The sequence below is a fragment of the Rhizorhabdus sp. P4_G5 genome, assembly GCF_056401065.1.
Window position 1 is genome coordinate 151,333 of the sequence record NZ_JBFUKB010000004.1, and the last position, 13,677, is coordinate 165,009.

Annotated in this window: 12 protein-coding genes; 6 read left to right on the plus strand and 6 right to left on the minus strand. The window is 64.2% G+C overall.

Features of this window, described 5'->3' with window-relative positions; all coding sequences use genetic code 11:
- Position 1: 1 nt before the first annotated feature.
- From rfbF to AC1DQK_RS08945, 6 genes are read left to right on the plus strand one after another with little or no spacing between them, the layout of a single operon-like run.
- Positions 2 to 775 (plus strand): glucose-1-phosphate cytidylyltransferase, encoded by a 774-nt coding sequence (gene rfbF, locus AC1DQK_RS08920; protein ID WP_477869550.1) that lies wholly within the window; start codon positions 2 to 4, stop codon positions 773 to 775.
- Positions 772 to 1,833: a CDP-glucose 4,6-dehydratase gene (gene rfbG, locus AC1DQK_RS08925; protein ID WP_477869552.1), complete on the plus strand. Its 1,062-nt coding sequence runs from the start codon at positions 772 to 774 to the stop codon at positions 1,831 to 1,833. Before rfbF ends, rfbG begins: the two co-directional genes overlap by 4 nt.
- Positions 1,830 to 3,068, plus strand: coding sequence for a methyltransferase domain-containing protein (locus AC1DQK_RS08930; protein WP_477869554.1), 1,239 nt, complete (start codon positions 1,830 to 1,832; stop codon positions 3,066 to 3,068). The genes rfbG and AC1DQK_RS08930 overlap by 4 nt, the downstream gene beginning before the upstream one ends.
- On the plus strand, positions 3,068 to 3,604 hold the full coding sequence (locus AC1DQK_RS08935) for a dTDP-4-dehydrorhamnose 3,5-epimerase family protein (protein WP_477869556.1): 537 nt from the start codon (positions 3,068 to 3,070) through the stop codon (positions 3,602 to 3,604). Before AC1DQK_RS08930 ends, AC1DQK_RS08935 begins: the two co-directional genes overlap by 1 nt.
- Before the next feature lie 4 nt (positions 3,605 to 3,608).
- Positions 3,609 to 4,103: an acyltransferase gene (locus AC1DQK_RS08940; protein ID WP_477869558.1), complete on the plus strand. Its 495-nt coding sequence runs from the start codon at positions 3,609 to 3,611 to the stop codon at positions 4,101 to 4,103.
- Positions 4,100 to 4,903 (plus strand): NAD-dependent epimerase/dehydratase family protein, encoded by an 804-nt coding sequence (locus tag AC1DQK_RS08945; RefSeq protein ID WP_477869560.1) that lies wholly within the window; start codon positions 4,100 to 4,102, stop codon positions 4,901 to 4,903. Before AC1DQK_RS08940 ends, AC1DQK_RS08945 begins: the two co-directional genes overlap by 4 nt.
- Here AC1DQK_RS08945 and AC1DQK_RS08950 read toward each other — a convergent pair.
- The 6 genes from AC1DQK_RS08950 to AC1DQK_RS08975 form a co-directional block, all read right to left on the minus strand.
- The gene (locus AC1DQK_RS08950; RefSeq protein WP_477869562.1) at positions 4,896 to 5,645 is read right to left on the minus strand and encodes a TylF/MycF/NovP-related O-methyltransferase; all 750 of its coding nucleotides are present in this window, start codon (positions 5,643 to 5,645) and stop codon (positions 4,896 to 4,898) included. The genes AC1DQK_RS08945 and AC1DQK_RS08950 overlap by 8 nt on opposite strands.
- On the minus strand, positions 5,642 to 7,945 hold the full coding sequence (locus AC1DQK_RS08955; protein WP_477869564.1) for an O-linked N-acetylglucosamine transferase, SPINDLY family protein: 2,304 nt from the start codon (positions 7,943 to 7,945) through the stop codon (positions 5,642 to 5,644). Before AC1DQK_RS08955 ends, AC1DQK_RS08950 begins: the two co-directional genes overlap by 4 nt.
- 175 nt (positions 7,946 to 8,120) lie before the next feature.
- Positions 8,121 to 9,323: a calcium-binding protein gene (locus AC1DQK_RS08960; RefSeq protein ID WP_477869566.1), complete on the minus strand. Its 1,203-nt coding sequence runs from the start codon at positions 9,321 to 9,323 to the stop codon at positions 8,121 to 8,123.
- Between the two features lie 345 nt (positions 9,324 to 9,668).
- Positions 9,669 to 10,490: a sulfotransferase domain-containing protein gene (locus AC1DQK_RS08965; RefSeq protein WP_477869568.1), complete on the minus strand. Its 822-nt coding sequence runs from the start codon at positions 10,488 to 10,490 to the stop codon at positions 9,669 to 9,671.
- The gene (locus AC1DQK_RS08970) at positions 10,487 to 11,887 is read right to left on the minus strand and encodes an HlyD family type I secretion periplasmic adaptor subunit (protein WP_477869570.1); all 1,401 of its coding nucleotides are present in this window, start codon (positions 11,885 to 11,887) and stop codon (positions 10,487 to 10,489) included. Before AC1DQK_RS08970 ends, AC1DQK_RS08965 begins: the two co-directional genes overlap by 4 nt.
- Entirely contained in the window at positions 11,884 to 13,617 is a 1,734-nt protein-coding gene (locus tag AC1DQK_RS08975; protein ID WP_477869572.1) for a type I secretion system permease/ATPase, read from the minus strand. Before AC1DQK_RS08975 ends, AC1DQK_RS08970 begins: the two co-directional genes overlap by 4 nt.
- Positions 13,618 to 13,677: the final 60 nt, after the last annotated feature.

Genomic DNA, 13,677 nt, shown 5'->3' on the forward strand with positions numbered 1-13,677 from the left:
CATGAAGACGGTGATATTGGCCGGCGGGCTGGGCACGCGCATCTCGGAGGAGAGCCACCTCAAGCCCAAGCCGATGATCGAGATCGGCGGCCGGCCGATCCTCTGGCACATCATGAAGCTGTTCTCGCAGCACGGCTTCAACGATTTCGTCGTGTGCCTCGGCTACAAGGGCTATGTCATCAAGGAGTATTTCTCCAACTATGTGCTGCACAATGCCGACCTGACCGTCGACCTTGGCAAGGGTTCGGTCGAATATCATGCGACCAACCACGAGCCGTGGCGGGTGACGCTGGTCGACACCGGCACCGACACGATGACCGGCGGGCGGCTCAGGCGGGTCGAGCCCTATCTGACCCCCGGTGAGCCGTTCTTCTTCACCTATGGCGATGGCGTGGCCGATGTGGACCTGACCGCGCTCGCGGCGTTCCACAGGCAGCATGGCCGCGACGCGACCGTGACGGCGGTGTCGCCTCCCGGCCGCTATGGCGCGCTCGCGCTCAGCGACGATCAGGTCGACTGCTTCATCGAAAAGCCGCCGGGGGACAATGGCCTGATCAATGGCGGCTTCTTCGTGCTGCAGCCGGAAGTGGTCGGCCGCATCGCTGGTGACGCGACGCCGTTTGAGGCCGAACCACTGGAGGGGTTGGCGCGCGATCGGCAGCTGATGGCCTATCGCCATCTCGGCTTCTGGAAGGCGATGGACACCCTGCGCGACAAGAACGAGCTGGAGACGCTCTGGTCGAACGGTCGCGCGCCCTGGCGATCCTGGGAATGACGCGGCCGAGCCGGGATTACTGGTCGGGCAAGCGCGTGCTGCTGACCGGGCACACCGGCTTCAAGGGCGCCTGGGCGGCGATCTGGCTGGCGCGGATGGGTGCCAGGGTGACGGGCCTCGCGCTGGCGCCCGAGGAGAGTCCCAACCTGTTCGAGCTGGCCGGCGTGGCGGATCTGGTCGATCACCGCGTCGTCGACCTGCGCGGCAAGGATGCCGTCAGCGCCGCGCTGGCGGACGAGCGCTTCGATATCGTTCTCCACATGGCGGCACAGGCGCTGGTGCGTGCGTCGATCGGCGATCCGATCGCCACCTTTGCGACCAACATCATGGGCACGGCCCATCTGCTCGACGCGCTGCGGAACGGGCCCGCGCCCGGGGCGATCCTCGTGATCACGTCGGACAAGGTCTATGCCAACGCGGAGACCGGCCGGGCCTTTGCCGAGGGCGACGCGCTCGGCGGCAAGGATCCCTATTCGGCGTCCAAGGCAGCGGCGGAGATCGTCACTGCCAGCTTCGCACGGAGCTATTTCGAACAGGCGGGCGTACCGCTGGCCACCGCGCGCGGCGGCAACGTGATTGGCGGCGGCGACTATTCGCGGGACCGCATCATGGCCGACATCGTCCGCGCCGCGCGCGCTGGCGAGGTCACCGTCCTGCGCCATCCGGAGGCGACGCGGCCGTGGCAGCATGTGCTCGACTGCGTCGCCGGCTATCTCGTCTATGCCGAGCGGCTCGCGACCGATCCGGCGCTGCCGAGGGCGATGAACTTTGGGCCCCGTGCCGACGGGCCGGTGATGACCGTCGGCGAGCTCGCGATGCGTGCAACCGCCGCGATGGGGTCGAGCGCGTGGCGGCACGAGCCCGATGCCGGCTCGATCGAAGCGCGCATGCTGGGCATCGACACCGGCCTTGCACGGCGCCTGCTAGGCTTCGACAGCCTGCTCGATGCGCCGGCCGCGGTCGACTGGACGATTGACTGGTATCGCCGGCTCGCCGATGGCGCTGCCGCGCTCGCCCTGTGCGAGGAACAGATCTCCCGCTACGAAGAGTCTCGATGACCATAGCCACCTGTCGTTTCTGCCGCGCGCCGTTGACGCTCGATTTCCTCGATCTCGGCGACCAGCCGCTGGCGAACTCGTACCTCAGCCAGACCACGCTCGATGCCGGCACCGAGCGCCATTATCCGTTGCATGCGCGGGTCTGCGAGGCGTGCTTCCTCGTCCAGGTCGACGATCCTGTCGCGTTCGACCTGATCTTCGACGATCAATATGCCTATTTCTCCTCCTATTCGGCGAGCTGGGTGGCGCATGCCAAGCGCTATGCCGATGCGATGACCCCCTGGCTCGGCCTCGACGCGAACTCGCTGGTGATGGAGATCGCCAGCAATGACGGCTATCTGCTGCAGCATTTCGTCGAGAAGGGCATCCCGGTGCTGGGGATCGAGCCGACCGCGAACACCGCCGCGGCCGCGGTCGAGCGCGGCGTGCCGACCGAGATATCCTTCTTCAACGCAGCGACGGCGGCGGACCTTGCCGCGCGGGGCATCAGGGCGGACTTGATCGCGGCCAATAATGTGCTGGCCCATGTTCCCGACATCGCCGACTTCGTCGCCGGCTTTCCGATCGTCCTGAAGGACGAGGGCGTGCTCACCTTCGAATTCCCCCACCTGCTCACCCAGATCGAACTGATCCAGTTCGACACCATCTACCATGAGCATTTCTCCTATCTTTCGCTGCTGGCGGTCGAGAAAGTGCTGGCGGCCAACGGTCTCAAGGTGTTCGATGTCGGGCTGCTGTCGACCCATGGCGGCTCGCTGCGGCTGTTCTGCGCGCATGCCGGGTCGGCGCATCGGGAAACGCTGGCGCTATTCGACCTGCGCGCGCGCGAGGAAGAGGCGGGGCTGGGCAGCAGGGTACCCTATGAGCAATTTGCGACGAGAGCCGCAGGGGTGCGCGACGGCTTCCTGCGCTTCCTCGGCGAGGCGGAACGCCAGGGCAAGTCCGTGGCGGCCTATGGCGCGGCGGCGAAGGGCAACACCTTCCTCAACTATGCCGGGGTGAAATTTCCCCGGATCAAGGCCGTGTTCGACGCCAGCCCCCACAAGCAGGGGCGCTATCTGCCGGGTAGCCATGTCCCGATCCTCGCCCCGTCCGAGGTCGAGCGGATCCGGCCCGATTATCTGATCATCCTGCCCTGGAACCTGAAGGGCGAGATCATGGAGCAGATGGCGGTGATCCGCGACTGGGGTGGCAAGTTCGTCATCGCCACGCCGCATGTCGAGATCCTCGACTGATGCGCTTCACGGCGACCGGCATCGACGGCGTTGCCCTCGTCGATCTCGAGCCGATCGCCGACGAGCGCGGCTATTTCGCGCGCAGCTTCTGCCCCGCCGAATTCGCGGCGGCGGGCTATGGCTTCACGCCGCTCCAGTCGAGCCTGTCGCATAATTTCGCGGCGCGGACGCTGCGCGGCCTGCACTATCAGCCGGCGCCTTATGGCGAGGCGAAGCTGGTGCGGGTGGTGCGCGGCCGGATCTTCGACGTGGCGCTCGATCTTCGCTCCGGCAGCAGCAGCTATCTGCGCTGGACCGCGGCCGAACTGTCCGCCGACAATGGCCGGGCGCTGCTGATCCCCGAAGGTGTCGCGCACGGCTTCCTGACGCTCGAGCCGGCGACCGACATCTTCTATCAGATCGACCGGATGTTCGAGCCCGGCCATGGCCGTGGCGTCCGTTGGAACGACCCGGCCTTCGCGATCGACTGGCCCGCCGCGCCGGAGGTGATATCCGGGCAGGATGCCGGCTATCCCGATTTCGATGGGGAGCGATGACGCCATGCTGACGATCGACCCCACCGCCCGGATATCGCAGCTGGCCGACATCGAACCGTCGGTGCGCGGATCAAAGGTGGTGATCGGCGCGCGCACCACGATCGACTCCTTCGTCAAGATTAAGCCGGCCGGCGGAACCGGCGATGTGATCATCGGCGAGGATTGCGCGATCAATTCGGGCACGGTCCTGTACAGCGGCAATGGCATCAGCATCGGCAACGCCGTGCTGATCGCGGCCAATTGCACGCTGGCGCCGACCAACCACGCCTTCGCCGATCCCGATCGCCGCATCCGCGACCAGGGTTTCCAGCCGAGCCGCGGCGGAATTGTCATCGGCGACGATGTCTGGCTGGGCGCCAATGTCGTCGTGCTCGATGGCGCGGTGATCGGCGAGGGGGCGGTGATCGCTGCCGGGTCCGTGGCGCGCGGCGCGATCGAGGCTTACGGGCTCTATGCCGGTGTCCCCGCCGTCAGGCGCGGCACGCGCCGGCCGGCATGACCGTCTATACCGTCATCGGCGGCAGCGGCTTCGTCGGATCGCAGGTCGCCGCGCACCTTCGCGCCCTGGGACACCAGCCCTTCCTGCCGGCGCGCGATGATCCGGCGCTGTGGGACCGCGATCTTGGCCGGATATTCTACTGCGCCGGGCTGACCGGCGACTATCGCACCCGTCCTTTCGCGGCGGTGGAGGCGCATGTCGTGCTGTTCGCCCGGCTGCTCGAAAGCGCCCGGTTCGAGCGGATCGTCTACCTGTCCTCGACGCGGCTGTACGACAGCCAGCCTGGCGCGCTGGGCCGCGAGGATCGCCCGATATCGGTCGACGCCGCCGATCCGGCCCATCTCTACGAGCTGTCGAAGCTGCTGGGCGAGAATCTGGCGCTGCACCGGTCGGACGGCCGCGGTGTCGTCGCGCGATTGTCCTATGTGTTCGGGTGGGACGCGGGCGCCGAAGGCTTCCTGTCGGACTGGCTGCGCGCGGCGACAGCGAACCGCAGCCTGCGGATCGACTCCAGCCCGGCGAGCGCCCGCGACTATATCCACATCGCCGACGTCGCGACCGCGCTCCACGCGCTGCTCGACAGCCCGCTGAACGGGATCGTCAACGTGGCGCGGGGCGAGACGATCGCCAATGCGCAGATTGCCGAGCTGTTCGCGCGGAACGGCCGAGCCGTCGCGTTCACCCGCACCGACGGAGCGGCACCGGGAAAGACCCTGGAGGTCACCCGCCTCGATGCCTTGGGCGCCCCGGCGCGGCCGGTGCTACCGTTGATCGACGACTATCTGGCGGGGCTTATTTGATCAGCAGGCCCTGACCCGTGGGCAGCTCCATCACGCGGTAGCCGCGCTTTTCCAGCCAGGGATCCTCGGCCAGCTTCTGCGCCCGATAGGCCAGCCAGCCATAATCGTCGAGGATCATCACCGCGCCGGGCACCATTCGATCAAACAGGACCTCGAGCGCGCCGATCTCGGCATCCCTGTTGTTCAGATCGAGATGGAGAAACGCGATCTTCTCGGGCGCTGCCTGCGCAAGCGACTCCGGCACGCGGCCCTGCGTAACGGTTACGTTGGGTAAATGTGAAAAGCGCTGCTTCACCTCGTCGAACAGGCTTTGGCTATGTTCAGGCATGTGATGGTGCGGCATCGAGGCGTCGTGCTCGAACAGATCGTAGAGATAATAATGGCGATCCGGTTGCGATCCGAAGTCGACATAGTCGCAGACGATCCGTGCGGTGATTCCCTTGTAGCATGCGCATTCGACGAAGTCACCTTCGAGCCGCATGCCGTTTCGCGCCGCCCAGGCAACGGTCGCGATCCGCCAGATTATGCCTTTTTCGATATTTGTCGTGGCATGGGCGTTGAACGCCTTCATGAACTCCGCATCGGTTAGGAAGCTGAGATTTTTGCTGTAGGTGATCAGATTATCGCCGGTGAACAGTCCGGCCTTGTTGTTCAGGGCGCCGATTGCGCCGTTGATCGACCGGATAAACTCCTGCCAATTCTTGACGCCGAAAAACAGGCTCGTGACATGCTGAAGGTTCATGGCTTGGGTGCTGCTTCCTGATGGCTCTCGACGGTGCGCGCGACGAGATCGTAGAAATCCTTGGCGAATTGTTCGGTCTGGCCGAGTGGGCTCGCCTTGATCTGCGCGCGCAGGCCGGTTCGTAATGCCTGGATGCGATCATGGTCGGCAGCCAGGCGTACGGCGATCTCGTGGAACTCGTCCTGCGTCGCAGCACAGAGGTCGCCGAGGCCGGCATTCTGCAGGATCGAGTAACTGAGCCGCTCGAACAGTGCCTCGCCGGCTAGGGTCACGGTCGGGACGCCCATCCAGGCCGCTTCGCAGGTAGTGGTGCCGCCCGTCTGCGGGAAGGTGTCGAGCGCTATGTCGATGTCGTTGTAATGCGGCATATGCGCGCCGCGCACGGCGCTGAACTGCACCCGGTCGGCGGAGACACCCTCGGCCTCGAATCGCGCGCGGATATTGCGGACGAATGCCTGCGAGCCGCCTTCGGGCCTAACGAACAGGAAGCGCGAATTCGGCACGGCCGCAACCGTTCGCGCCCACACGCGCAGCATCTCCGGCCCATATTTATAGGGGTTGTTCGCGGTGCCGAAGGTGATGAACCCGTTGCGGCGGATCGGGGCCACCGGATTGATTACATGGCCTTCCGGGAAGGCATATTCGCTCATCGCGATCCACGATCGCGGCATGATTAGCGGTTCTTCGATCAACAGGCTTCGATCGGGTGGGCAGAGATGGGGATCGACCATAAGATAGTCGATCGTGCTCAGGCCGATCGAGTGGGGATAGCCGAGCCAGCTTGCGGTGATGCGAGCCGGCTTCCACGCCATCACGTCGATCTTGTTCATGTGCGTAGCGCCGCCGAGCTCAAACAATATATCGAGCTGGTCGTTAGCGATCATCTGGGCGGCGTCTCGATTGCTGATGGCGGGATTCCAGCGAAAGGCATCGACCAACCCGGTCAGCTTCTTTTGGACGGCGCCGTCAGGGTCGCCCTGATAGAAAGAGTAGCAATATAGTTCGAACCGCGAGCGATCCACATTCTCGAACAAAGGCAGGGAGAAATAGGCGACGGGGTGATCGCGTAGATCTGACGACATGAAGCCGAGCCGTATCTTGGACGTCGGCTTCGATGAAGAGGGGCGTGTGATCGGAGCGAGCTGGGCCGGTTGTAAGGCTTTCTCGCCCCATATCCGGTGTTGGCCGAGCAATTCGACACGGTCTGCATGTGTCTTGACCCTCGACATCTGGCTCAACAGGGCGGTGTGTCGATAGGTTAAGGCCCAGCTTCGACCGAGTTCGGCGAAGGTGCCAAGTTGCGCGACGGCATCATAATCGGCAACGCGGGTGAATATCTCGGTTGCGATCTTGGCTTCGCCGCTGCCTACGCGATCAGGAAAGCTGCCGCGGCGCAGCACGTCATATCCTTCGTCGATGTTTGCGCCCTCAGCTGAGCCGCGAGTACGCTCCAGACTTTCAGCCAGCGCCATCCGATATTCGAAATTATCGGGAGCTAGTTCAACGGCCTTGCGATGATGAATGTTCGCGCGGTCGCGGTCGTAATCCGCGATAGATCGTGCCATCTGGTGATGAAACCAGGCCGTGTTGGAGAACCGCTGTTGCAGCGAGGATAAATAGGCTTCCGCTGCGCGCGGCTCACCGAATTGGCGCATGGTCGCCGCTTTTGCCTGCAACAGGCGCTCGTGATCTGGCGCGGCCTTCAGCGCCCGATCCAGTATCGAGACGGCCTCTTCCTTGTCAGCCCGATAGCTCGCAATACCGGCGAGATCGAGCCAGGCGTCGATATAGTCCTTCCTAAGCAGGAGCGCTTGACGGAGGCGCATCGCCGCCGGGCCATATTTCTTCTGGTTCATCAGCGCCTTGGCTAGCGAGCGCTGATATTCAGCCGATTTCGGCGTCTTTCGGACGAGTTTGGTGAAAACAGCTTCGGCACCGGCGCCATCCTCGATATCATTCAGGATATTGCCTTTGTTGACCTGCGCAATGGGATCGTTCGGCTGCAACTTTATGGCCCGATCGAGCACTTCAAGCGCCTCGCGATGGCGGCCCGATCGTCGCAGGAAGATCCCTAGAAAATTGAGGAACTCGTAGTTTCGAGGCTGAAATTCGAGAGCCGTCGTTGCCCAGCCGACACCGTCCATAAATCGTGCGAGCGTCAGAAGATTGCGAAGCAGCGCGCGGTAGAGATCCACGGATTGTTCCGTGCCATCCTCCAGTGCTGCGATCATGAGATCGACGGCGTCCGACCTTCGACCTTGCGCGATTGCGGCATCGGCGGCGATTAGCCTGGCATCCATTATGACTTCTCAACATGCGTGGGTCTGCCGCGCATAGCTCTGGCCCGACGGGTTGGCTATTATATTCCGTTACCACGAAGGCCTATCTTCCCAGGTGGACCGAGAAAGCTTCAGGCAACAAAAAGGGGCCGGTCTCGCGACCGGCCCCTCTTCATTTACCCGAAGGTGTGTTGGCTTACGCGCCAGCGAAATCAGCGACAGTGAAGAGCGAGACGTCAGTGACGCCCTGCACCTTGATGATCGCGTTGATGGTCGCACCAGCCGCATCGTTATAGAACAGGTAGCTGTCGCCACCCACCTTGACGACGGCGAGATCGGTCGTGCCAGCGTGGGCGTCGAGCAGCTGCTGAGCATAAACCGTAGCTGCGGAAACCGTCGTGAAGCTCGCGCCCGAAGCCTGCAGAAGGACGTCGCCTGCAGCCGAGCCGACCGTGCCACCAGCAAGGCGGAACAGATCTTCGCCATCGGCATAGTCATTGACCGTGTCGTACGACGTGACGCCAGCAACCGTCACGCCAGTGCCAGCCTCGCCAGCAGCGAAGTTGAACTGGTCGATCCCAGCGCCGCCGGTGACGAAGTCAACGCCAGTGCCGCCTGCGATGGTGTCGGTGCCGAGATCGCCCTGGATGTTGTCCGAATCAGCGCCGCCCGAGAGCGAGTCATTGCCCTGACCACCGCGGATCGAGTCGTTGTCAGCGCCGCCGTCAATGCGGTCGTTACCGAGATTGCCGTTGATGGTGTCGTTACCGGCGCTGCCGAGGATCGTGTCGACGCCGTTGCCGCCGAAGATACGGTCGGAATCTGCACCGCCGTCGATTACGTCGTTGCCGGCGTTACCGTTGATGTAGTCGCCACCAGCACCGCCGGTGATGGTGTCGGTGCCGTCAGTGCCACCCGCGGCGCTCTGGCCATAGAGGTGGTCATTGCCTGCGCCACCAAGGAGGCTGTCATTGCCTTCAGCGCCGAACAGATTGCTCGAACCTGCACCAGCCGTGACGGTGTCGTTGCCGAGCCCTGCAAAGATGTTCGAAGCGCCAGCGCCACCGGTGAAGGTGTCGTCGCCAGCGAACAGATAGACGGTGTCGCCACCGGCAGTACCAGTCAGCGTATCGGCGGTGTTGACGCCGACGATCAGCGACGAGCCGTCGTTGAACACCAGGTTGCCGGCCTGCGAAATGGTGCTGAGCGACGCGGCATCGAAGAACAGCGACTTGCTGCCAACGGTGAGGGTCGTGTTCTGGATCGTGTCGGTGACGGCCGAAATCGCAACGGTGACGTTGCCGGCGTTCGCCGTGGCGGTCGAGAAGGCAATGATGTCAGCGCCGGTGATCGCGTTGGCCTGAGCCTGCGAGAGATTTTCAAAAACGTAAGTAGCCATTAGAGTCCTCCAGTAGAACCTTTACCCGGGCAAGCAGCGTGCCACCTCCCGTTTACACGAGCGGGAAGCGCCCCTTGCCGCTCGTGAACCGATCCCCCGTGGCATGGTTCATCGAGCAAGCCCAGAACGTTGCTTAGCCAAGCTTTCTCAACCGCGCAACAGGCAAAAAGCGAAGCGCAGGCTCGACATCGTCCGATTTGATGCTTGTGTTGCGTTTTCCTGATAGGCGATGCGACGAGCAGAGTCACCATCAAAGGTCGAAATTTCGCGATATTGGTGAGGAATTTCTTAATAGTTTGTGCGCTGTCGCGCCAGTGGTGAAGAAGAACGGCCGCGGATAACCGGCTATTCCTGCCGATGTTGCTGCGCGTCCAAGGCCTTGGGCTGGCCCTTATTATGGCCGCTCCAGTTGCGCGTCCAGGCTGACGGATCGATCTGTGTCAGCTGCGAAAACAGTTTCATATCAGGTGTATAGAGTTCGCGCAGCATCGCGATGTCCGACGGCAGGAGTTCGGATGGATATTGCCGAGCCCTCGCAGGATGGACGATCCGAGGCGCGATGCCTGCGGGTCGAGACTGGCCCAGAAACGAGCAGACTGCCGTCAGGGCGCCTGCCGGGTCTTCGCGTAGCTGCTCGGAGCGCAGGAACAGGCACTGCTCGCGCGGGAACAGGCTCAGCAGCCGCTCGACCTGCCGCCCATAAAAACCGCGTTCGACATAGCTGAACACCCGGTGGAAGCCCGGAGCGGCGGCGTCGCCGTGCTCCAGCCGGGCGCGCCCTTCGCGGATGCACCATGCGAAGGGCTCGCGTTCCTTGCCCTTGGCATATTCCATCTTCCAGTGCGACCAGGCCCGCTGGATCGGGTCGCGGAACAGCAGGATCAGCTTCATCGCCGGATTATAGGCGGCGATCCGTTCGAGCGCGTTGGGCCAGTAGATGTAGATCGGCGTCGCTTCCCCGCGCAGCCGTCCGTCCGGCTCGAACAGCCGGTGATAGGCTTCATAGTCGGGGCGTCCCCAGTCGATCGTCTCGTCGTCGAAGAAGTGCGCCTCCTTGACCGCCGGGAGCTGTAGCCCCGGCATGTCGCGGAGATATTCGAACAGCGCGCTCGTGCCGCCTTTCTGCACGCCCGCGACGAGGAACGCCACCCTGGGCGAAAGGCTCATCGCTCCTTCATCGCCGTCCGCATGGAGTCCGTGAACGGCTCGAGCAGATATTGCAGGATCGTCCGCTGCCCGGTGACGATGGCGATGCTCGCCTGCATGCCCGGCGCGAGATGCACGTTCGGGCCGGCCTTGGCGACATTGGCCGCCGGAACGGTGATCTCGACGACGAAGAAGCTGGCGCCGGTCTTCTCGGACGTCCGCGCATCGGCGGACACCAGGCTGACCGTTCCTTCGACGGGGGATACCGTGCGCGGATTATAGCCCATCAGGGTGACGCGCGCGGGCATGCCGACCCGCACGTCGCTGATGTCGCGCGGCGAGACATCGGCGGAGATGATCATGCGCCCGCTGGACGGCACGATCTGCATCAGCAATTGCCCCGCGCCGGCGGCGCTGCCTTCGGTGAACTGGGTCAGGTTGAACACATAGCCGTCGACCGGCGCACGAATTTCGGTCTGCTGCTGCTGGTCCATCACCGCGCGCAGCTTCGGGGCGTTTTCCGCCAGGCGGTCCTGCGCGGTGCGGATGCCATCCGCCACCTCGGTCTGGTGGCGATCCTCGAGCTGCGCGATCTGGAGGCGGATCTCGCCGATCGCCTGCCGTGCGCGGGACATTTCGGCCAGTGCGGCGCCCTTCTGGCCCTTGACCTGCACTGCGCTGCGCTCGAGCGCGAGCAGCCGGCTGTTGGGGGCATAGCCCTGGCGGCTGAGCTCGCGCACGCCATCGAGCTCTTCCTTTACCAGCTTGGCCTGGTCGTCGACCGACTGCGCCTGCAGCCGCATGCCGCTGATCTGGGTTTCGAGCTGCTGGGCCTGCGAATTCAGCACCATGGCCTGGCTGCGATAGAGCATCATGCGGGTCTGGAACAGCGCCCGCTGGCTCTCCAGCAGCCCGGCCACGCGCGGATCGTTGGCCCGGGCGAGCAACTCCGGCGGGAAGTCGATGCCGGACGCGCCGACCGATTCCGCCTGGAAGCGGGCGATCTGCGCCTGCGCGGTGTCCACCACGCTCTGGTAGATATCCACCGAGGCCTGGGCCTGGGTGTTGTCGAAGCGGATCAGCACCTGCCCCTTGGCGACCTTCTGCCCCTCGCGGACGAAGATCCGGCGGACGATGCCGCCTTCGAGCCGGCGCACGTCCTTGCTGTTGTTCTCGACCTTGACGACGCCGGTCGCGAGCACCGCCCCCGAGATCGAGAAGACCGCGGCCCAGATAAGCAGGATGATCACGAACAACAGCGTGACCAGTCCGCCGATCAGGATCGGCCGCTTGATCTGGCGGCTAACATCCTCGTCGCTGGGCAAGGTGCCGGCGGCATAGGCCCGGGCCGAATCCTCGTCGTCGGGCAGCGGTTCGGCTCGAACGAGCATCTTGCGCAGGTCGGGGAGCAGACTCATGGCTTGGCCTCCTGCAGGGCGGGACGCTGGGCGGGAACCGCCGGCGCCGGCGGTGCCATGGCACGTAGCACTTCCTCGCGCGGGCCAAGCATTTCGATTCGTCCGTTCCTGATCAGCATCAGCTTGTCCGCCTGGGCGAGCACGCTGGGCTTGTGCGAAACCATCACGATCGTCGCGCCGCGTTCCTTCAGGCCCTTGATCGCCTCGGCGAGCGCGGCTTCGCCGTCCGCGTCCAGATTGGCATTGGGTTCGTCGAGCACGATAACCTTCGGGTCGCCATAGAGCGTCCGCGCCAGGCCGACCCGCTGGCGCTGGCCGGCCGACAATACCGAGCCGCCTTCGCCGAGCTGGGTGTCATAACCCTTGGATAGCCGCAGGATCAGTTCGTGCGCCCCCGCCGCCTGCGCCGCCCTGACCACGTCCTCGTCCTTCGCATCGAGCTGGAAGCGGCAGATGTTGTTCCTGACCGTTCCCGCGAACAATTCGGTATCCTGCGGCTGGTAGGCGACCTGCTGCCCGAAGTCGCCGCGCTCCCAGCTATAGACGTCTGCACCGTCGAGCCGGACGGTGCCGGAGGTCGGCTTCCAGATGCCGACCATCAGGCGCAGCAGGGTGGATTTCCCCGCGCCCGACGGCCCGATCACACCAACCATGTCGCCCGGCAAGATCGTGCAGGTGACGCCGGACAGGATCAGCGCCGGCGCGCCCGCGGGTGCGAAGCTGACGCCTTCGAAGTTGATCCGGCCCTTGGGAGTCGGCAACTGAGTAGCGGGCACGGGGGCCTCATAGTCGCCCAGCACCTTTTCGAGGCGCCGATAGGCCTGTGCCGCTTCGAAGAGCCCCTTCCACGATCCGACCACGCGATCGAGCGGGGCAAGCGCCCGGCTCGCCAGGATCATGTTCGCGAACAGGATCGCCGACGATATGGTGCCTTCGATCACCAGCCACGCGCCCAGGCCGATCGTGGCGATCTGAATGACCATCCGCACGAACTTGATGGCATTGCCGTAAAAGCTGCCGCGCTGGCTGGCGACCTGTCCCATGTTGAGCGAGGTATGGCGGAAATGCGCCCATGCCGCGCCGAGCGTGGGCAGCATGCCGAGCGCCCGCACCACTTCCGCATTGCGCAGCGCCGCGTCGGTGAAGGAATAGCTCTTGATCGCGGCGTTGCTCGCCTCCTTCAGTGCGCTGTGCGTCGCACGGTCCTGCAGCACCGCGAGGATGAGCAGGATGATGCCGCCGACCAGCGTCAGCGCCCCGATCCACGGATCGATGATGAACAGGATGATCAGGAACAGCGGCATCCAGGGCAGGTCGAACAGCACGCCGACCGCCTGGCCCGCCAGGGCATAGCGCACCGTATCGAGGTCGCGCAGCGCCTGCGCATGCGCACCGCCCATGCGGCGGACGACGAGATCGAACAGCGCCGCAAAGGTGGAGCTTGCGAGATAGCGGTCGAAGGCGATCGAGAAATTCTGCAGCACCTCAGCGCGAAAATGGTCGAGCAGGGCGGACAGGAGGAAGACGACAAGCGCGCCGGCGGTCAGCACCGCCAGCGTCGATCCGCTATGGCTGTACAGCACGCGCGAATAGATCTGGTTGGTGTAGATCGGCAGCGTCAGATAGAGCAGGTTGCTCGCGAGGCTGAACAGCGCCGCGAAAAGGAACGAACTCTTACCCTGCTTCAAGGCGTCGGTAAGGATGTTCTTCTGGAACAGGGCTGACGTCATCGGAGCAGGTTCAATCCCGGTTTTGGCGCCTTCGGGTCAAGCCCGGGACGCAAGTCTCTT